Origin of the sequence: Streptomyces rectiverticillatus, assembly GCF_013394065.1 — a bacterium.
Taxonomy (GTDB): domain Bacteria; phylum Actinomycetota; class Actinomycetes; order Streptomycetales; family Streptomycetaceae; genus Streptomyces; species Streptomyces rectiverticillatus.
Map to the genome: position 1 here is coordinate 3,041,792 of NZ_CP040752.1, position 19,166 is coordinate 3,060,957.

Genomic DNA, 19,166 nt, shown 5'->3' on the forward strand with positions numbered 1-19,166 from the left:
GCCGGCGCAGGGCCAGGCGCTCCGTAGCCGTACGGATTCTGCTGCTGATAGGGCGGCGGTGGAGTCGCCACGGTGAAACCCCCGATTTCGGGCGCCCCGCATCGGGGCGCGGAATCGCAGAGCCTAACGGACAGTGATCGTCGCCCCGGGTACCGGCCCCGCCGCCACCCGTACCGTCCGGCACGTGCCGGACGCGCGCAGCGCCTCCGCGACCTTCTCCGCCTGGGACTCGTCGCTGACGAGGAACGCCGTCGTCGGGCCGGAGCCCGAGACCATCGCGGCCAGCGCGCCCGCTTCCGTACCCGCCGTCAGGGTCTCCGCCAGCGACGGCCTCAGCGATACCGCCGCCGTCTGCAGGTCGTTGCTCACGGCTGCGGCCAGCGCGACCGCGTCGCCCGCCCGGAGCGCGTCCATGAGCGCGGGCGACGGGTCCGGCGCGGGCACGAACGCGTCGCCCCGCAGCCGGTCGCACTCCCCGTACACCGCCGGGGTCGACAAGCCGCCGTCCGCGACGGCGAAGACCCAGTAGAAGGAACCCGCCGTCTCGACCGGCGTCAGGAGTTCGCCCCTCCCCCGGCCCAGGGCCGTCCCGCCCACCAGGCTGAACGGCACGTCGCTGCCCAGCTCGGCACAGATCTCCAGGAGATCCTCGCGCGAGGCGCCCGTGCCCCACAGCTCGTCGCACGCCACCAGCGCGCCCGCGCCGTCCGCGCTGCCGCCCGCCATGCCGCCCGCGACGGGAATGTCCTTCTCGATGTGAATGTGGACATTGGCCTCACGCCCGTGCCGCGCGGCCAGCGCCAGCGCCGCCCGCGCGGCGAGGTTGGAGGCGTCCAGCGGAACCTTGTCCGCGTCCGGGCCCGAACAGGTGACCCGCAGCTCATCCGCCGGGGTCACGGTGACCACGTCGTACAGGCCGACCGCCAGGAAGACGTTGGCGAGGTCGTGGAAGCCGTCCGGGCGCAGCGGGCCCACCGCGAGCTGGACGTTGACCTTGGCGGGGACGCGAACGGTCACGGACACGGAGCGGGCTCCTCGGGGTGGGGATGATAGCGGCCACCCCGATCGTACGGCCGAGCTGTAGCGATATCGGAGTCGACCATGTCCCCGAGGCACGGGTTTCCGGTACCGTGAGGAGCACGACAGCCCCCGCCCAAGGGCCGGAAACCACGTGGGCGGGAGCCTAGGAGTCGATAGAGGGTTATTGTTCTGAGCCTCGTACTTTGGGGCTCAGATCACCCCTTGAACCACCTCCCCAGCCTCCACGCGATCCGGACCAGAAGGTCCTCGACGCGCTGCCGGAGTGATGGCTTCGACTTCCCGTGACGCCCCATCGGCGCCTCCCCTCAGATCAACCGCCGAGATTCCCGGTCGACGGTGTTTCTTCGGGTCGGGCCGGGCCCCGAGGGACGGGGTCCGGAGACGATCCATGAGGGGAGGCGCCTTGAGGGGAGACGCACCGTGGTGCGTCGTGACCGACATTACTGACGCGGCGCGGTTCGGGGATCAGCCGTTCACCAGCTTGAGCGGGATTCAGCTGTTTGTGCGCGCCGGGACGCGCCTGTAGGGCAGACTGCCCGCCCGCCGCTACGCCGTCGGCTTGTTCTCTGCGATCGACGCGAACTCGTGCACCGTCAGCGCCTCGCCCCGTGCCTGCGGCGAGATTCCGGCCGCGACCAGCGCCGCCTCCGCCGCGGCCGCGGAACCGGCCCATCCGGCCAGTGCCGCCCGCAGCGTCTTCCGCCGCTGGGCGAACGCCGCGTCGACCACCGCGAAGACCTCGTCCTTGGTCGCGGTCGTCTCGATCGGCTTGTCCCGGCGCACGAGCGATACGAGACCCGAGTCGACGTTCGGCGCGGGCCAGAAGACGTTCCGCCCGATCGCGCCCGCGCGCTTGACCTCCGCGTACCAGTTGGCCTTCACGGACGGTACACCGTAGACCTTGTTGCCGGGCCGGGCGGCGAGCCGGTCGGCGACCTCGGCCTGGACCATCACCAGCGTGCGCTCGATGCTCGGGAAGCGGTCGAGCATGTGCAGCAGCACCGGGACGGCGACGTTGTACGGCAGGTTGGCGACGAGCGCCGTGGGGGCCGGGCCCGGCAGCTCCTGCACGTGCATGGCGTCGCTGTGGACGAGCGAGAAGCGGTCCGCCCGCTCCGGCATGCGCGCGGCGATGGTCGACGGCAGGGCCGCCGCCAGCACGTCGTCGATCTCGACGGCGACGACCCGGTCGGCCGCCTCCAGCAGGGCGAGGGTCAGGGACCCCAGGCCGGGGCCGACCTCGACGACGGTGTCGTCGGGCCGGACCTCGGCGGTGCGGACGATGCGCCGGACCGTGTTGGCGTCGATCACGAAGTTCTGGCCGCGCTGCTTGGTGGGGCGTACCCCGAGGGCTGCGGCCAGCTCCCGGATGTCGGCAGGGCCGAGCAGGGCGCCGGACTCGTCTGTACTGGGGCTGGAGCTCACCCGTGAAGTTTACGGCCGCACACGGGCCACGGGCTCGCCCCCCGGCTGACGTACAGCTTCTTGGCCCGCAGGGTCTGCTCGGCGGCGGACGCGTCCTGGGGGCGGCCGGTGCCGCCGAGGGAGCGCCAGGTGTGGACGTCGAACTGGTAGAGGCCCCCGTAGGTGCCGGAGGGGTCGACGGCGTTCGGGCGGCCGCCGGCCTCGCACTGGGCGAGCCCGTCCCAGTTCAGGCCGTCCGCGCCCTGGACGGAGACGGGCCGGGCCTTCGTGCCGACCTTGACGATCTGGGTGCGGGGCTGCCGGACGGTCTCGGAGGCGATGCGCTTGGGCTTCTGCTTGACGCCGTTGACCGTGCGCAGGGCGTACGTGATGCGTTCCACGCCCTTCTCGCCGCGCTGGGAGACGACCTCGGTGCCCTTGAAGAGGTCCGGGTCGTCGTGGCGCTCGGTGGTGAAGTCGATGGGCTCCTCGCGGACCTCCTCGCTGCCGGTGATCCGCATGACGGAGATCGTCTGGCCCTCGCGGGGGAAGCTGTCGGGGCTGACGGAGGTGGTGTCCTCGCCGTGGAGGGTGATGCCGGCCTGCTCGATGGCCTCGTGGACGGTGGCGGCATTGGTGCGGATGGTGCGCTCGCGGCCGTCGGCCATGAAGGTGACGGTGCGCTCCGTACGGACGTGGAGGTCCATGCCCTCACGGCTGATGGGGGCGGACCGGGCGGTCGACAGGTACGCCCCTTCGGCGCGCACGCCGAGCTGGCGCAGGGCGCCGTCGACGGTGCGGGCGGTGGTCCACATGCGCTGGTGTTCGCCGTCGAGGGTGAGGGTGACCGGGCGGCCGTAGCGGACGGTGATCTCGTCACCGCGGGCGAGGCCGTGGCCGTGGCCGGGGAAGACGGCGTCGTGCTCGCCCAGGGACATGCCCTGGTCGGCGAGGAGCTCGTCGACGTCGTCGGCGAAGGTGTGGAGCTCGCGCGAGGTGCCGTCGATGTTCAGGCGGACGGCCTTGTCGTCGGCGACGAAGGCCGAGGTGCCGCCGGCCAGGAACGCGACGACGAGGGCCTGCGGGAGCAGTCTGCGCAGGGCGTCGGGACGGTCGCCGGGGCGCTTGCGGCCACGGGCGCCGGCGCGGCGGGGAGCGGTGGAGAGCTCCTCGGCGGCCGGGTCCGCCGCGTCCGGCACCAGGTCCGCCACCGCCGCGGCCGCGTCGTAGCTCTCCCCGGCGGCGTGCCCTCTGCTGACGGGACTGACGGGCTGGCGCGGCAGGTGGGGCGCCTCGTAGGGGCGCTCGTGACCGGTACCGGCCGCCGTCCCCTCGCGGGGCTCGGGCAGGAAGGGATCGTACGAACCGGGGCCACCGTGACCGCCGGGCGTACCGCCGGCCGGCGCCGAGGCAGGTTCGTATATCGGGTAGGGCCCGACGGGGGCCACGTAGGCGGCGTACACGTCGTAGCGGCCGTCGTGCGGATCGTACGGGTCGTACGGCGCATACGGACCGTAGGGGTCATACGGGTCGTACGGCGGTGCTTCCGCCGCACCGCTGCGTGCGGCGCGGGGGCTGCCCTGTGCATGAGTCACGTGACGCTCCCCTGGGTCGGGCTTCGGCCCGGGACTGTAGCGGAGGGAGCGTCACTCTCCAAAGTCGGATCATCACACGGTGTCGCGACGGGAGGGGGCGCGGAGTGACCGTCAGTAGCCGAATGCCCGCGCGGTATTCGCCGCTACGGCTGTGGCCAGCGCGTCCTCGCCGATCTCCTTGAAGCCCGCCATGGCGCGCAACGTGACCGGAATGAGGTACGGGGCGTTGGGCCGTCCGCGATAGGGGGCGGGCGTCAGGAACGGCGCGTCGGTCTCGACGAGGATCAGGTCGAGGGGAGCCACGGCGAGGGCGTCGCGGAGCGGCTGGGCGTTCTTGAAGGTGACGTTGCCGGCGAACGACATGTAGTAGCCGTTGTCGGCGCAGACCTTCGCCATCTCGGCGTCGCCGGAGTAGCAGTGGAAGACGACGGCGTCGGGCGCGCCCTCCTCGTCCAGGACGCGCAGGACGTCGGCGTGGGCGTCGCGGTCGTGGATGACCAGGGCCTTGCCGTGGCGCTTGGCGATGTCGATGTGGCGGCGGAAGGAGTACTCCTGGGCGGCCATGCCCTCCGGGCCGGTGCGGAAGAAGTCGAGGCCGGTCTCGCCGACGCCGCGGACGTGCGGCAGGGCTGCGAGGGCGTCGATCTCGGCGAGTGCGGCGTCGAGCGCGGCGTCGCCGCCGGCCGGGCGGGCGCCCTGGCGGGACCAGCCGTCGGGGTCGCCGTGGACGATGCGGGGCGCCTCGTTCGGGTGCAGGGCGACGGTGGCCCAGACGCTGTCGTGGGCGGCGGCCGTCTCCGCGGCCCAGCGGGAGCCGGCCACGTCGCAGCCCACCTGGATGACGGTGGTCACGCCGACGGAGGCGGCCTTGGCGAGGGCGTCCTCGACGGAACCGGACTGCATATCCAAGTGGGTGTGGGAGTCGGCGACCGGCACGTTCAGCGGAGCCGGGAGCGGCGGAGGGGCGTCCTTGTCGTTCTTTTCGGCCTTGTTCCGCGCACTGCCGGACTTACCACTGGTGTTCGATGCTGTTGCCGCCATGCCCGAGATTCTAGGGAGGGGCCGGGGAGGGACTGTCCGGGCCCGGGGAGGGACTAGGGGAGGGACTAGCTGCCGCGATGCGAACGGAAGGGGTGCAGGAGGTCCGAGAGGTGCCAGTGATGGTCGCGCTCGGGCTGCTCGCCGCCCTCCGGGTGACGCTCCCGGCGCTCCGGGCGCTCCGGGCGCACGGGCCCCCCGGCGTGGAGCGGGCCCGCGGGGGCCTGCTGCGTGGCCGGAACCTCGTGCGCGGGCCGGTGCAGGACGTCCGCGATCAGGGAGACGCGGCCGGACCGCATGATGCGTACGACGTGCTCGCCGCAGTTCACGCAGGTGGGGCGGGTCAGCGGGGACGGCACGCGCACGCCGTCCGCGTAGTAGATGACGAAGGGCCGACCCTCGGCGTCCGTGTGGTGCTCGATCTCGTACGACTGCTCCCAGCCGTGGCCGCACCGCATGCAGGCGAAGGAGTACGACTCGTGCGCCGTCTCGGTCTCGAGCACGGTGGGGGGTGCGGTGGCCGCTATCGAGTGGACACCGTTCGAGGTTCCTGCGATCTCGCTCATGGCAGCTCCTCTTGTCCTGAGGACAAGTCTCTCGCGGGACCGGACGTCCCACATCCAGGGAACGCCCTCCCCGGCGAAGACGCAGCAGCCTATCCCCCGAATTGGGACAAACTTGGCGTCGAGCTACCCAAAGTGCCAGGCTGCCAGGCCTAAGCTTTGCTTTTCAGATTATCCCTTTACCTTGCGATGGGGCCTGTTATGGCGCATTCTTTGCCGCCACGACCGCATCGAAGACCTCGCGCTTGGGTAGGCCTGCTTCCGCAGCTACGGCCGCGATGGCCTCCTTACGGCGCTCGCCCGCCTCCTCGCGCGCCCGCACACGGCGCACGAGCTCCTCGGCGGTCAGGTCCTGCGGGCCGGGCTCGGGGGCGCCCTCCACGACGATCGTGATCTCGCCGCGCACGCCCTCGGCCGCCCAGGCGGCCAGGTCCTTCAGCGGGCCGCGCTTGACCTCCTCGTAGGTCTTCGTCAGCTCGCGGCAGACGGCCGCGCGGCGGTCCGGGCCGAAGGCCTCGGCCATGGCCGCGAGGGTGTCGTCCAGGCGGTGCGGGGCCTCGAAGTAGACGAGCGTGCGGCGCTCGGCCGCGACCTCGCGGAGCCGGCCCAGGCGCTCGCCCGCCTTGCGGGGCAGGAAGCCCTCGAAGCAGAAGCGGTCCACGGGGAGGCCGGAGACGGCCAGGGCCGTCAGCACGGCGGACGGGCCCGGGACGGCCGTGACCTTGATGTCCCGCTCCACGGCGGCGGCGACGAGGCGGTAGCCCGGGTCGGAGACGGACGGCATGCCGGCGTCGGTGACGAGGAGAACGCGGGCACCGCCCGCCAGCGCCTCCACCAGCTCGGGCGTCCGGGCGGACTCGTTGCCCTCGAAGTAGGAGACGACCCGGCCGGTCGTGTGCACCCCCAGCGCCTGCGTCAGCCTGCGCAGGCGGCGGGTGTCCTCGGCGGCGATCACCTCGGCGGCGGCGAGCTCGGCGGCGAGCCGCGGGGGCGCGTCGGCTACGTCGCCGATGGGAGTACCTGCAAGTACGAGCGTTCCAGTCACGCCCCCATCCTCGCAGGCCGCCCCCACGACACCCGGCGGCACCGGGAACACACACGGCTCGGTTCGGCACCGCCGGACACCCCGGTGGGGGCCGATCGCCATCGCGGCGGAGATTTCTTGCCGGGCGGCAAGAGGCCACACCGCCCGGACGGTTCCGCCCGGCGGCAAGAGATCCTGCCCCCGCAGGGGCGGTCCCGGGCCCGTCACCAGGCCTTGCCGCAGGCAAGAAAGAACCGCCGCAGCGGCGAACAGCCACGACGGCGGAGCCCGGCGGCGCCGGAACCGACCGCGGCCGGGATCGGCACCGCCGGACGCCCCAGTCGGGGCTGATCGCCGTCGCGGCGGGAGGTTCTTGCCCGGCGGCAAGTGGACCGGTTCGCCCGGGCGGGGACGCGCCGCCGCAGGCGGCCCCGTGGTCCCCGGGGAACATGCCCGGGCGTGGTCCGTCGTCTGACAGGGTCGTTCCCTACGATGGCGCGGTGACCAGTGACACCGCGACGCACGCCCCGCAGGGCCAGACGGCAGATGAGCGACCGCCACCGTGGCAGCTCAGACTCCGCCGGTTCGGCTACGCGGCCCGGCCGCAGCCGGATGTGCGGACGCGGCTCGTACCGCCCTTCCCCGAGCCGGGGACGCGGGTGTGGGCGACGCTCGGCCTGCGCCCGGACGCGGCGCAGCGGCTGGCGCGCTGGTCGGGGTGGACCGGCCCGCTGCTGGTCACCCTGTTCGCGGGCCTGATCCGGTTCTGGCACCTGGGCAGCCCCAAGGCCGTGATATTCGACGAGACGTACTACGCCAAGGACGCGTGGGCGCTGTGGAAGTACGGCTACGAGGCGAAGTGGCCGGACGACATCAACGACAAGGTCATCGCGGGCTGGGCGGACGTCCCGGACGCGCCGGGCTACGTGGTGCACCCGCCGATGGGCAAGTGGGTCATCGGCCTCGGCGAGTGGCTCTTCGGCCTGAACCCCGTCGGCTGGCGCTTCATGGTGGCGCTGCTGGGCACGCTGTCCGTGCTGATGCTGTGCCGCATCGGCCGCCGCCTCCTGCGCTCCACCTTCCTCGGCTGCCTGGCCGGCGCCCTGATGGCCGTGGACGGCCTGCACTTCGTGATGAGCCGCACCTCGCTGCTCGACTCGGTGCTCATGTTCTTCGTGCTGGCCGCGTTCGGCTGCGTCCTGGTGGACCGGGACAGGTCGCGGGCCCGCCTGGCCGCGGCGCTGCCGGTCGGCGAGGACGGCGTGCCGCGCCCCGACGACGCGGTGGGGGACGGCCTGCGCCTCGGCCTGCGCCCGTGGCGCATCGCCGCAGGCGTGTTCCTGGGCCTGGCGTGCGCCACGAAGTGGAACGGCGCGGTGTACCTGGCCGCCTTCGGCCTGATGATCGTCCTGTGGGACGCGGGCGCGCGGCGGGCGGCGGGGGCCCGCCGCCCCTTCCGCTCGGCGCTGCGGCGCGACGTGCCCTGGGCGTTCCTCTCGACGGTGCCGGTGGCGATCGGCGTCTACCTGGCGTCGTGGACCGGCTGGTTCGTCAACAGCGGCACGTACAGCGAGAAGGACGGCTGGCAGCACAGCGGCTACTACCGGCACTGGGCCGAGCACGACGGCGGCCACAGCGCGGACGGTTTCCTCGCCGGGGTCCTCAACCCCCTGCGCAGCCTGTGGAAGTACGAGCAGGAGGTGTGGAACTTCAACACCACGCTCTCCTCGCCGCACACGTACCAGTCCAACCCGTGGAGCTGGCTGGTCCAGGCCCGCCCGGTCTCGTACTTCTACGAGTCGCCGAAGCCCGGCGAGGACGGCTGCCCCGCGGACGCGGCCGACAAGTGCGCGCGCGAGGTGCTCGCGCTGGGCACCCCGCTGCTGTGGTGGGCGGCGTGCTTCGCGCTGCTGTACCTGCTCTACCGGTGGGCCCTGCGGCGCGACTGGCGTGCGGGCGCGGTGCTGTGCGGTGTCGCGGCCGGGTACCTGCCCTGGTTCATGTGGCAGGAACGCACCATCTTCGTCTTCTACGCGGTGGTGTTCCTGCCGTTCCTGTGCCTGGCGCTGGCCATGATGATCGGCGCGCTCCTGGGGCCGCCGGGGTCCTCGGAGCGGCGGCGGGTGGCGGGCGCGGTCGGGGCAGGCACGCTGGTGCTGCTGATCGCGTGGAACTTCATCTACTTCTGGCCGATCTACACCGGGAACGCGATTCCGATGGAGGCGTGGCGGAACCGCATGTGGTTCGACTCCTGGATCTGACGGCGGGAGGTGACGGCGGGAGGTGGCGGCAGAAGCTGACGACGGGAGCTGAAGCGGCCCCGAAGGATCAGTTCCGGCCATTTCGCCCTCCCTCGCCCCACCCTTCCCGTAAGGTGCCGACGCAGAGGTTTTAATCGGATGATTAAACCGGGCTGCGTCCCGGGCCTGGGGGGCCCGGCGGTCCGGGGGGCTCGGAGGGGGCTGACACATGCACAAGGGTGCGAAGATCGCCATCGGCGTCGTGACCGCGGCCATGGTGGGAGCGGCCGGCCTGGGCGCGTACAATCTCGTGGACGCCGTGGCGGGTGACGGCTCGACCGGCGCGCACGGGGATCCCGCCCCGCTGAGAACCGGGCCGCCGACAGCGGACGAGATCAAGAAGACGGCGGGCGACTTCCTCGCCGCCTGGGAGTCCGGCGACACCGCCAAGGCCGCCGGTCTCACCGACAACGTGAGCGCGGCGACCACCGCCCTCACCGGCTACCGCGAGACCGCCCACGTGGAGAAGGTGGCCCTGAAGCCGGGCACGCCGGAGGGCGCCAAGGTGCCGTTCTCCGTGAGCGCCGAGATCTCCTACGGCAAGCAGCGCTCGACCTGGACCTACGACTCCTCGCTCGAAGTCGTCCGCGGCCGGAGCACCGGGAACGCGCTCGTCGACTGGCAGCCCACCGTCGTCCACCCCGAACTCGCGCGCGGCGAGAGCCTGAAGACCGACGCGGGTGCGCCCCCGCAGATCGACGCCGTCGACCGGAACGGCACGAAGCTGGACGCCAAGGACTACCCCTCGCTCGCGTCCGTCCTGCCGCAGCTGCGCAAGCGGTTCGGGGAGAAGGCGGGCGGCGAGCCGGGCGTGGAGGTGCAGGCCGTGCCGGAGGGCGGGGCGGGTTCCGGGACCGGGGCTGGTGCCGGGACCGGGGCCGCCGCTCCCAAGACCCTGCACGTCGTCTCGCGGGGCAAGCCCGCCACGCTCAAGACAACGCTCGACGCCGGTGCGCAGCGGGCGGCCGAGGCCGCCGTCGGGCGGCACGCCGACGCGTCCGTCGTCGCGGTGAAGGCCGGCACGGGCGAGATCCTGGCCGTCGCCAACTCCAAGAAGACCGAGTTCAACACCGCGCTGATGGGCCAGACCGCGCCCGGCTCCACGATGAAGATCATCACGTCGGCGATGCTGCTCGAACAGGGCAAGGCCGCGCCCGGCAAGCCGCTGCCCTGCCCCAAGTACGCGACGTACGGGATGCGCTTCCACAACGTGGAGGAGAGCGAGAACCCCGGCGCCACCTTCGCGCAGGACTTCGCCGCCTCCTGCAACACCGCCTTCATCTCGCTCGCGGGCCAGGTCGGCGACGGGGCGCTCGCGGCGGAGGCGCGGGACGTCTTCGGGCTCGGGCTGGAGTGGAAGACGGGCGTCGCCACGTTCGACGGCAGCGTGCCGGCCGAGTCCGGGGCGGGCAAGGCCGCGGCGATGATCGGGCAGGGCAAGGTGCAGATGTCCACGCTGAACGTGGCCTCCATGGCCGCCACGGTGCGCGCCGGCTCCTTCCACCAGCCCTACATCGTCGACCCGTCCCTCGACGACCGGCAGCTCGCCCGCGCGCCCCGCGCCCTGCCCGGCACGGTCGCGGAGCAGCTGCGCTCGATGATGCGGCTGACGGCGACGTCGGGCACGGGCGCCCGGGCCATGTCCGGGCTCGGCGGCGACATCGGCGCGAAGACGGGTTCGGCGGAGGTCGACGGCCAGGCCAAGCCGAACGGCTGGTTCAGCGCGTACCGCGGCGACGTGGCCGCGGCGGCGTACGTCCAGCAGGGCGGGCACGGCGGCGACTCGGCGGGGCCGATGGTGGCGGCGGTCTTGAGGGCGTCCTAGCGCGGGGCCCCTCCCGGGGGGGGGGAAGCGGGGCCGGGCGGGCCGGGCCGTTCGGGGTACTCAGGTGCGATCTGAGTACCCCGGCGGTGGTGCGGCCACCGGGCCGCGCCCGAGGGTGGGCGCATGGGACAGAAGATCAGTGCGCGGGAGCTCGCCGCGGCAACGCCCTCGGGACGCGACCGCGTCATCGACCTGTTGCGCGTGGCCTCCCTCGGGACCGTCGTGCTCGGACACTGGCTCATGGCCGCCGTGACCGTGGACGACGACGGCCGCGCCGCCGTCGGCAACCTGCTCGCGGTCGAGCCGCAGCTGCAACTGCTCACCTGGGGCCTGCAGATCATGCCGGTGTTCTTCTTCGTCGGCGGTTTCTCCCACGCCCTCTCCTACCGCTCCCTCACGCGCCGCACCGGCGGCCCCGCCTACGCGCTCTTCCTCCGCGCCCGCCTCCAGCGCCTCCTGCGCCCCACGATGCTCTTCGTCGCCGTATGGGGCGCCGGTGCGCTCGCCCTCCAGCTGAGCGGACGCAGCGGCGCCCTCGCGGACGTCGCCGCGCGCCTCGTCGCCCAGCCCTTGTGGTTCATCGGCATCTACCTCGCCATGGTGGCCTTCACGCCGCCGCTCCTGCGCCTCCACGAGCGTTACGGCTGGGCCGCCTTCGCCGCCCTGGTCGCCGCGGCCGCCGCCGTCGACGTGCTGCGGTTCGCGGCCGGTGTCCCGTACGTGGAGTTCCTCAACTTCGGCTTCGTCTGGCTGGCCGTCCACCAGCTCGGCTTCCTGCGCGCCGACGGGCGCCTGCGCCTCCACGTGCCGTGGGCGCTCGCCGCAGCCGGTCTCGCGGGCGCGGTCGCCCTCGTGGCGTTCGGCCCGTACCCGCTGTCCATGGTGGGCATGCCGGGCGAGAAGATCAGCAACATGGCGCCGCCCACCGCCGCCCTGCTCTGCCACGGCATGTGGCTGATCGGCGCGGTCGAGCTGCTGCGCGGCCCGATGACCCGCCTGGTGACCCGGCCTCGCGTGTGGCGCACCGTCATCGCCGCGAACGGCGTGGCGATGACGGCGTTCCTGTGGCACCTCACGGCGATGCTCGGCGTGTACGGGGCGATGCTGGCCCTGCACGTGCCCCTGCCGGAGCCGGCGGGCGCGGCCTGGTGGCTGCAGGTGCCGCTCCGCATCGCGGCCGCCGCGGCGCTCACGGCGCTCCTGGTCGCGGTCTTCCGCAAGGCCGAGCAGCCGCCGGCACCGGCGGCGCCTGCCGCATCTGCCGACTCGGCCACCACCGCCCGCCGCGGCACCGGTCCGGCCGCCGCCGTCGGGGTCACGCTCACGCTCTTCGGCGTGCTCGGGCTGTCCATGGTGGGTTTCGGCGGGCTGCTGGACGGGCGCTCCGCCGTCCTCGTCGCCGTACGCGTCACCGCGCCCGTCACCGTCGCCATGTGCGCCGCCGGCTGGCTGCTCGTCGAGCGGGCGGGAAAGAGCACGGCCGGGAAGACTGATGCGAAGGCGGCTGCGAAGGCGGCCGCGAAGACGGCGTGAGGCACGCAACATCGCGTACGCCCCGTACGCAGCGCTAGCGTCGAGGGCCATGACCCCTTTGGTCGCCGCGGCCGTCCTCATAGCCGCCGTCACCCACGCCAGTTGGAACGCCATCGCGCACGGCATCAAGGATCAGCTCCTCGCCTTCACGCTCGTCGGGGGCGGCGGGGCGGTGTGCGGGCTGGCGATGGCGGGATTCGTACCGCTGCCGGCCGCGGCGGCCTGGCCGTACCTGCTGGCGTCCGCCGTCCTGCACGTCGTCTACCAGATGCTGCTCATGCGGTCCTTCACGCTCGGCGACTTCGGGCAGATGTACCCGATCGCCCGCGGCACCGCCCCGCTCGCCGTGACCGTCCTGGCCGCCGCCTTCGCCGGGGAGACGCCCGGCGGCTGGCAGGCGGCGGGCGTGGCCGTGGCCTCGGCCGGGCTGGTGGGGCTCGCGGTGTGGGGCATCCGGGGCTCCGGGGCCCGGCCCCACTGGGCGGCCATCGTCGCCGCCGGGGCGACGGGGCTGGCCATCGCCGCGTACACGGTCGTCGACGGCCTGGGCGTACGCGCCTCGGGCACGCCGCTCGGCTACATCGCGTGGCTGATGATCCTGGAGGGGACGCCCATCCCGCTGTACGCCATGGCGGCGCGGCGGGGCGCGTTCGTGGCGGAGGTCAGGCCGTTCGTGGTGCGCGGGCTGCTGGGCGGGGCGCTGTCGGTGTCCGCGTACGGGCTGGTGCTGTGGGCGCAGACGCGGGCCGACCTCGCGCCCATCTCGGCGCTGCGGGAGTCGTCGATCCTGGTGGGGGCGGCGATCGGGGCGCTGTTCTTCAAGGAACGGTTCGGAGCACCGCGGATCGCTGCGGCGGGGCTGATGGTGGCGGGGATCGGGATGATGCTGCACGCGGGGTGACGGCCCTCGCGACCGCGCTCACTCCCCTCTTCACTCCCCTCTGAACGCTTGCTGCAGGCCGATGTTGCCGATGAGGATCCCGCCGTCCACGGGGAGGGTGACGCCCGTGATCCACGCGGCGTCGCGCGAGGCGAGGAAGGCGACCGCGGCGGCGATGTCCTCCGGCTCGCCGACCCGCCCCAGCGGATACAGCGGGGCCGCCCGCTCCAGCGCGCCGCGGCGGCCGTCCCAGCCGTGCGTGCGGACCGTGCCGGGGGCGACCAGGTTGACGCGCACGCCGCGGGCCGCGCACTGCCCGGCCAGGGTCCGGGTCAGGCCCGCCAGGCCGGCCTTGGCGGCACTGTAGGCGTGATTGCCGTAGTCCTGCTCGCCGTTGACGGAGCCGATGCTGACGACCGCGCCGCGGCCGTCCCTGGCGGCCGCCAGGTGCGGCATGGCCGCCCGTACGCAGCGGAACGCTCCGGTCAGGGTGATGTCCAAGTCTCGCGACCAGGCCTCGTCGGTGACGTCCTCGACGAGCGGGGGGTCGGGGTGGAACGAGTACGCGTTGTTGACCAGGACGTCCAGGCCGCCGAACCGGGACACGGCGTGCGCCACCGCCGCTTCGACGGCCGCCCGGTCGCCCACGTCACAGGCCAGCGCCTCCGCGGCGAGGCCGGCCGCGCGGATGCGAGCGGCGGAACGGGCGGCGCGGTCGCCGTCGAGGTCCGTGACCAGGACGCGCGCGCCCTCGGCGGCGAGACGGTGCGCCGTGGCGGCGCCGATGCCGCGGCCCGCGCCGGTGACGAGGACGGCGTAGCCGTCGAAGCGCTGCACGGGTTGCAGGGGTTGCCTGGTTTGCATGGGTGGATACCGTAGGCACCCATCGCCCGGAGGAAAAGGGGACCGACCGACGTGGACCACGATCGTTCCGACAGCACCCGCAGCGCGGTGCAGGCGTTCTTCACCCGCTTCGGCGAAGGCGACCCCGAGCGGACCGCCGAGCTCTTCGCCGCCACGGTCGACTGGATGATCACCGGTGATCCGGCGGTCGTGCCGTGGGTACGGCCGCGCTCGACGCGCGCCGACGTCGCCGCGCACTTCCGCGAACTGGCCGAGAACGTGGCCCAGGCGGACGGCTCGCCCGTGATCGACGCCATCCTGGCGGACGGGCGCGATGCGGTGGTGACCGGCGCCCTGAACGCCACGATCCGCACCACGGGAAAGCCCTTCCGCACACCGTTCGCCCTGCACCTCACCGTGGAGGACGGCTTGCTGACGCGCTTCCACCTGTACGAGGACAGCTTGGCGGTGGCGAGGGCGGCGGGGTTGTAGCCCGCACCGCCGGTCCGCCGGGGGCCGCCCCCCACACACGTAACCGGCGGTGCCGAACCGGCCCCGGGGCCGCCCCGGGCGGCGGCGGGCCCGTGGGCCTTAAGGGGCGAGCGCCTTGGAGAGGGCTCGTACCAGGGACTGGGCTCGGGGGTCCGCCGTGACGTTCTTCTGCATGCCGTTCGTGACGTAGCCGAAGGACACGCCCGATTCGGGGTCCGCGAAGGCCAGGGAGCCGCCGCGGCCCGGGTGGCCGAAGGAGCCGGGGGCCAGGAGGGGCGAGGACGGGCCGTGGAGCATGTAGCCCAGGCCGAAGCGGGTGTTCACGACCAGGACCCGGTCCGGTCCGGCCGACTCCTCCGTGCGGGCCAGCGTCAGCGTCGCCGGCGCGAAGAGGCGCCGTACGCCGTCCACGTTCCCGATCAGGGACGCGTAGAAGCGGGCGAGCGCGTCCGCCGTCGCGATGCCCGCCGAGGCGGGCAGCTGCGCGGCGCGGTACGCCGGGTCGTTCTCGTCCGCCGCCGGGGAGATCGCCGCGAAGGCGCGTCGCGTCAGGGACTCCGGGTCGCGGTAGGCGTCCGTGACGGACTGCTTCGGGCGTACCCGCAGCCCCGCCGACGACGGGGCCGCCGGCGCCTCGATGTCCGCGATGCGCCCGACCCGGCCCGCCTGCTGCTCGGACTCCGGCAGGCCCAGCCACAGGTCCAGGCCCAGCGGCCCGGCCACCTCCTGGGCGATCCAGCGGCCTATCGAGCGCCCGGTGATGCGCTCGACCAGCTCGCCGATCAGCCAGCTGTACGTCTGCGCGTGGTAGCCGTGCGCCGTGCCGGGCTCCCACGCCGGGGCCTGGGCGGCCAGCGCCGCGGGGCCGCTGACGCCGTCGACGGCCTGCGCCGGGGTGAGGGGCACGTCGAGCGCGGGCAGGCCGGCGCGGTGCGACAGCAGGTGCCGGACGAGGACCCGCTCCTTGCCGGCCGCCTTGAACTCGGGCCAGTACGTGCCGACGGGCGCGTCCAGGTCCACCTGCCCGCGCTGGTGCAGGAGCAGCAGGACCGCCGCGGCCACGCCCTTCGTGGCGGAGCGGACGATCTGCGCGGTGCCGCGCCGCCACGGCTCCTCGCCGCCGTCGGCGTCGCGGACGCCGCCCCACAGGTCGGCGACCTTGTGCCCGTCGCGGTAGACGGCGACGGCCGCACCCCGCTCGCCGCGCCGGGCGAAGTTCTCCGCGAAGGCGTCCCGGACCGGTTCGAAACCGTCCGCCACCGTGCCCTGGACGTCCACCACTGTTGCCTGCTCCTGTGCCGATTGCTGCAAATTCCTCCACCATGGTGCAACGTCTTCGTCAATGCGCGTAGACCGGGGGTGGCGCCGCGGACCCCGCCTACGGCCGTACCGGCCGTGCCGTGCGCGGATCGAAGCCGAACGGCAGCTCCAGGCGGTGCGCGCGCATGAGTTCCTCGTCACACAGAAGGTCGCGGGTCGGGCCGTCCGCCGCGATGACACCCTCGCTGAGGACGACGGACCGCTCGCACAGCTCCAGGGCGTACGGGAGGTCGTGCGTGACCATGAGCACCGTCACGTCGAGGGAGCGCAGGACGTCCGCGAGCTCGCGGCGCGAGGCCGGGTCGAGGTTGGACGAGGGCTCGTCCAGGACGAGGATCTCGGGCTCCATCGCCAGGACGGTCGCCACGGCCACGCGCCGCCGCTGGCCGAAGGACAGGTGGTGCGGCGGGCGGTCCGCGAAGCCGGTCATGCCGACGCGCGCCAGGGCCTTCTCCACACACGCCGCCAGCTCGGCGCCCCGCAGGCCGGCCGCCGCCGGGCCGAAGGCGACGTCCTCGCGGACGGTCGGCATGAACAGCTGGTCGTCGGGGTCCTGGAAGACGATGCCGACGCGGCGGCGGACCTCGGCGAGGTTCCGCTTCTCCACGGGCAGGCCGGCGACGCGGACGCGGCCGAGGCCTCCGCCGAGGATGCCGTTGAGGTGGAGGACGAGGGTGGTCTTGCCCGCGCCGTTCGGGCCGAGGAGCGCGACGCGCTCGCCGCGGGCGACCGCCAGGTCGACGCCGAAGAGGGCCTGGTGGCCGTCGGGGTAGGCGTAGGCCAGGCCGGACACCTCCAGGGAGGGCGGGGAGGGGGACGGGGCGACGACGGTCATGGGGGGATGTCCTTCTGGTCGGGGAGGGCGGGCGGTCGCCGGGGGCGGGCAGTCGCCGGAGGGGCGGGGTACGGAGGGGATCAGCTGCCGGCGGTCCAGGGCGGCAGCCCGCCCGTCACCGCCCACGCCGCCAGCGAGACCGCCAGCGCGGCCAGCGGGAGGGCCGCCGCGCACGCCCACTGCGTACGGGTCGCCGGGACCTCGTCGGGCACCGGCATCGTCCCCGCGTACCCCCGGCTCACCATCGCCAGATGGACCCGCTCCCCGCGCTCGTACGAGCGGATGAACAGCGCGCCCGCGGACCTGGCCAGAACGCCCCAGTGGCGCACGCCGCGGGCCGTGAAGCCGCGCGATTCGCGGGCGATGCGCATGCGGCGCATCTCGTCGGTGACCACGTCCCCGTAGCGGATCATGAAGGAGGCGATCTGGACGAGGAGCGGGGGCATGCGCAGGCGCTGCAGGCCCAGGAGGAGCGAGCGGAGCTCCGTCGTCGAGGCGAGCAGGACGGACGCGGCGACGCCGAGCGTGCCCTTGGCCAGGACGTTCCAGGCGCCCCAGAGGCCGGGCTCGCTGAGCGACAGCCCGAGCACGTGCGTCTGCTCGCCCGGTACGACGAACGGCATCAGCAGCGCGAACGCCACGAACGGGACCTCGACCAGCAGGCGGCGCAGCAGGAAACCGGCCGGGATGCGGGCGGCCGTGGCCGCGGCGGCGACGAGCAGGGCGTAGAGGCCGAAGGCCCACACGGCCTGGCGCGGGGTCGCCACGACCGTGAGGACGAACGCGAGAACGGCGGCGATCTTGCAGTGCGGGGGGAGGGCGTGGACGGGGGAACGCGCGTGCCGGTAGAGCTTGTGCGCGTGGCCGGCGCCCATCGTCAGGCGCTCTCGGCGGACGGGGTGGCGCGGCGGCGGCGCACGACCACGAAGACGGCGGTGCCGGCGGCGAGGGTCGCTCCGACGCCGATCACTCCGGCGAGCCCGCCGGAGATGCGCTCGTCGGCGACGTCCTTGACCTGGTAGTCGGCGAGGGGCGAGTCCTTGGCGGCGTGCTCCTCGGCCTTGCTGTCGATGCCCTTGTCGTGCGCGACCTTCTCGAGCCCGTCGGGGCTGGTGGAGGCGTAGTAACTGACTCCCCCGGCACAGACGAGGGCGACGACGAGCCCGGCGACCCACACGCGCCGCGCGGACCGGGAAACGGCGGGCACCTGCGGCCGCGCCGACTCGCCGCCGACGGCGCCCGTCGAACCCACCGCGACGGCACCCGGCCCGTCACCACCTGACCGGCGGTGCCCGCCCTCCTCAAGGCCGTCCGGCACCGCCGGGCTGCGCCGCGGGGGCTGATCGCCGTCGCGGCGGAGGGATGTGGCCGGGCTCCCCGGCACAGCGGACGCCTCCAGGCCGTCCGGCACCGCCGAACCGCGCCGCTCGGGCTGATCGCCGTCGCGGCGGAGAGAAGATGCCGGGCTCCCCGGCACAGCGGACGCCTCCGAGCCCGAAGGCTTCGAACCGGCCTCAACCACCGAATCCGCCGCAACGGCGCCCAACCCCTGACCACCTGACCGGCGGTGCCCGCCCCCCTCCACGCCGTCCGGCACCGCCGAACCACGCCACTCGGGCTGATCGCCGTCGCGGCGGAGGGACGCCTCCGAGTCCGCAGGACCGGCCGCGGCGGCGCGGCCGGAGGGTGTTGTGGCCGGGGACGTGCGTAGTTGCAGGGGGCGGATCGCGTCCCGTGCCGCGTGGATCAGGTCCGGGCGGACCGCTGCTACCGCGCTGACCATCAGGGCCGTGATCGCGGCCTCGCCCAGGCCGATGAGGGCGTGGACGCCCACCATCGCGGTGAAGACCTTGCCGACGGGCACGTCCGTCGTGCCGCCGACCGCGTAGATCAGGGTGAACGCGGCGGCCGCGGCCGGGACGGAGACGAGGGCGGCGGCGAAGGAGGCCGCGGTCAGGCTCGTGCGCCCCCGTGGCAGCACCTTCACCAGGGCGCGGAACACCGCGTACGCCACGACCGTCGTGACCACGCCCATGACGCTGATGTTGACGCCGAGCGCCGTCAGCCCGCCGTCGGCGAAGAGCACGCCCTGCATGAGCAGGACGACGGATATGCAGAGCACGCCCGTGTACGGCCCGACGAGGATCGCGGCGAGCGCGCCGCCGAGCAGGTGCCCGCTCGTGCCCGCCGCCACGGGGAAGTTCAGCATCTGGACGGCGAAGATGAACGCCGCGACGAGCCCGGCGAGCGGCGCGGCCTTGTCGTCGAGTTCGCGCCGGGCGCCGCGCAGGCTCACGGCGACGGCGCCGGCGGCGACCACGGCCGTGGCGGCCGAGACTGGCGCGTCGATGAATCCATCGGGTACGTGCATGACGTCGCTCCTTCACCACCGTGGCCAGAACCGCTCGATGATAGGGGCGCTCTGCAAACCTCTCGCAAGAGCTTGTGCAGTGCTTCTGCGCGCCCCTCGCTC

Annotated in this window: 16 protein-coding genes and 1 pseudogene; 5 read left to right on the forward strand and 12 right to left on the reverse strand. The window is 73.6% G+C overall.

Annotated elements, in window-relative coordinates:
• Positions 1–123: 123 nt before the first annotated feature.
• The 6 genes from FGW37_RS13020 to rsmI form a co-directional block, all read right to left on the reverse strand.
• A complete protein-coding gene (locus FGW37_RS13020) occupies positions 124–1,023 on the reverse strand; it encodes a 4-(cytidine 5'-diphospho)-2-C-methyl-D-erythritol kinase (RefSeq protein WP_179081220.1) in 900 nt (299 codons plus the stop codon).
• 564 nt (positions 1,024–1,587) lie between these two features.
• Positions 1,588–2,466 carry a 16S rRNA (adenine(1518)-N(6)/adenine(1519)-N(6))-dimethyltransferase RsmA gene (gene rsmA / locus FGW37_RS13025; RefSeq protein WP_179081221.1) on the reverse strand — a complete coding sequence of 293 codons (879 nt, stop codon included), beginning with the start codon at positions 2,464–2,466 and terminating at the stop codon, positions 1,588–1,590.
• Positions 2,463–4,040, reverse strand: coding sequence for a resuscitation-promoting factor (locus FGW37_RS13030; protein ID WP_179081222.1), 1,578 nt, complete (start codon positions 4,038–4,040; stop codon positions 2,463–2,465). Before FGW37_RS13030 ends, rsmA begins: the two co-directional genes overlap by 4 nt.
• Before the next feature lie 111 nt (positions 4,041–4,151).
• On the reverse strand, positions 4,152–5,081 hold the full coding sequence (locus FGW37_RS13035; protein WP_179081223.1) for a TatD family hydrolase: 930 nt from the start codon (positions 5,079–5,081) through the stop codon (positions 4,152–4,154).
• A gap of 65 nt (positions 5,082–5,146) precedes the next feature.
• A complete protein-coding gene (locus FGW37_RS13040; RefSeq protein WP_179081224.1) occupies positions 5,147–5,644 on the reverse strand; it encodes a hypothetical protein in 498 nt (165 codons plus the stop codon).
• 196 nt (positions 5,645–5,840) lie between these two features.
• Complete coding sequence (gene rsmI, locus FGW37_RS13045; protein ID WP_179081225.1) at positions 5,841–6,686, reverse strand: 16S rRNA (cytidine(1402)-2'-O)-methyltransferase; 846 nt, start codon at positions 6,684–6,686, stop codon at positions 5,841–5,843.
• Between the two features lie 428 nt (positions 6,687–7,114).
• Between rsmI and FGW37_RS13050 the strand changes: the two genes are divergently transcribed.
• From FGW37_RS13050 to FGW37_RS13065, 4 genes are all read left to right on the forward strand, one after another.
• Positions 7,115–8,926 (forward strand): dolichyl-phosphate-mannose--protein mannosyltransferase, encoded by a 1,812-nt coding sequence (locus tag FGW37_RS13050; protein WP_179081226.1) that lies wholly within the window; start codon positions 7,115–7,117, stop codon positions 8,924–8,926.
• A gap of 208 nt (positions 8,927–9,134) precedes the next feature.
• Positions 9,135–10,790, forward strand: a complete 1,656-nt coding sequence (locus FGW37_RS13055; RefSeq protein WP_179081227.1) for a penicillin-binding transpeptidase domain-containing protein — start codon at positions 9,135–9,137, stop codon at positions 10,788–10,790.
• Positions 10,791–10,913: 123 nt separating this feature from the next.
• On the forward strand, positions 10,914–12,323 hold the full coding sequence (locus FGW37_RS13060) for an acyltransferase family protein (protein WP_179081228.1): 1,410 nt from the start codon (positions 10,914–10,916) through the stop codon (positions 12,321–12,323).
• Between the two features lie 49 nt (positions 12,324–12,372).
• Positions 12,373–13,224, forward strand: coding sequence for a DMT family transporter (locus FGW37_RS13065; RefSeq protein WP_179081229.1), 852 nt, complete (start codon positions 12,373–12,375; stop codon positions 13,222–13,224).
• A 30-nt stretch (positions 13,225–13,254) separates the two neighbouring features.
• Here the strand turns inward: FGW37_RS13065 and FGW37_RS13070 are convergent, their stop codons facing one another.
• Positions 13,255–14,067: an SDR family NAD(P)-dependent oxidoreductase gene (locus FGW37_RS13070; RefSeq protein ID WP_179081230.1), complete on the reverse strand. Its 813-nt coding sequence runs from the start codon at positions 14,065–14,067 to the stop codon at positions 13,255–13,257.
• A 51-nt stretch (positions 14,068–14,118) separates the two neighbouring features.
• Here FGW37_RS13070 and FGW37_RS13075 point away from each other — a divergent pair, with 51 nt between their 5' ends.
• Complete coding sequence (locus tag FGW37_RS13075; RefSeq protein WP_179081231.1) at positions 14,119–14,538, forward strand: nuclear transport factor 2 family protein; 420 nt, start codon at positions 14,119–14,121, stop codon at positions 14,536–14,538.
• A 99-nt stretch (positions 14,539–14,637) separates the two neighbouring features.
• On the opposite strand, the gene FGW37_RS13080 is transcribed toward FGW37_RS13075, so the two are convergent.
• The 5 genes and pseudogenes from FGW37_RS13080 to FGW37_RS34140 form a co-directional block, all read right to left on the reverse strand.
• Complete coding sequence (locus FGW37_RS13080; protein WP_179084673.1) at positions 14,638–15,819, reverse strand: serine hydrolase domain-containing protein; 1,182 nt, start codon at positions 15,817–15,819, stop codon at positions 14,638–14,640.
• A gap of 97 nt (positions 15,820–15,916) precedes the next feature.
• Positions 15,917–16,693, reverse strand: coding sequence for an energy-coupling factor ABC transporter ATP-binding protein (locus FGW37_RS13085; protein WP_179081232.1), 777 nt, complete (start codon positions 16,691–16,693; stop codon positions 15,917–15,919).
• A gap of 80 nt (positions 16,694–16,773) precedes the next feature.
• Positions 16,774–17,568, reverse strand: coding sequence for a cobalt ECF transporter T component CbiQ (cbiQ, locus tag FGW37_RS13090; RefSeq protein WP_179081233.1), 795 nt, complete (start codon positions 17,566–17,568; stop codon positions 16,774–16,776).
• A gap of 2 nt (positions 17,569–17,570) precedes the next feature.
• Positions 17,571–18,011, reverse strand: a complete 441-nt coding sequence (locus FGW37_RS33295) for a PDGLE domain-containing protein (protein WP_425506645.1) — start codon at positions 18,009–18,011, stop codon at positions 17,571–17,573.
• Positions 18,009–19,064: pseudogene (locus FGW37_RS34140) on the reverse strand (energy-coupling factor ABC transporter permease); the annotation flags it as partial. The gene FGW37_RS33295 and the pseudogene FGW37_RS34140, both read right to left, overlap by 3 nt.
• Positions 19,065–19,166 lie beyond the last annotated feature (102 nt).

Coding starts and splice junctions, on each gene's coding strand:
- FGW37_RS13050 (WP_179081226.1), top strand. CDS start 7,115: ATGCCCGGGCGTGGTCCGTCGTCTGACAGGGTCGTTCCCTACGATGGC.
- cbiQ (WP_179081233.1), bottom strand. CDS start 17,568: ATGGGCGCCGGCCACGCGCACAAGCTCTACCGGCACGCGCGTTCCCCC.
- FGW37_RS13040 (WP_179081224.1), bottom strand. CDS start 5,644: ATGAGCGAGATCGCAGGAACCTCGAACGGTGTCCACTCGATAGCGGCC.
- FGW37_RS13065 (WP_179081229.1), top strand. CDS start 12,373: ATGACCCCTTTGGTCGCCGCGGCCGTCCTCATAGCCGCCGTCACCCAC.
- FGW37_RS13035 (WP_179081223.1), bottom strand. CDS start 5,081: ATGGCGGCAACAGCATCGAACACCAGTGGTAAGTCCGGCAGTGCGCGG.
- FGW37_RS13085 (WP_179081232.1), bottom strand. CDS start 16,693: ATGACCGTCGTCGCCCCGTCCCCCTCCCCGCCCTCCCTGGAGGTGTCC.
- FGW37_RS13070 (WP_179081230.1), bottom strand. CDS start 14,067: ATGCAAACCAGGCAACCCCTGCAACCCGTGCAGCGCTTCGACGGCTAC.
- FGW37_RS13060 (WP_179081228.1), top strand. CDS start 10,914: ATGGGACAGAAGATCAGTGCGCGGGAGCTCGCCGCGGCAACGCCCTCG.
- FGW37_RS13055 (WP_179081227.1), top strand. CDS start 9,135: ATGCACAAGGGTGCGAAGATCGCCATCGGCGTCGTGACCGCGGCCATG.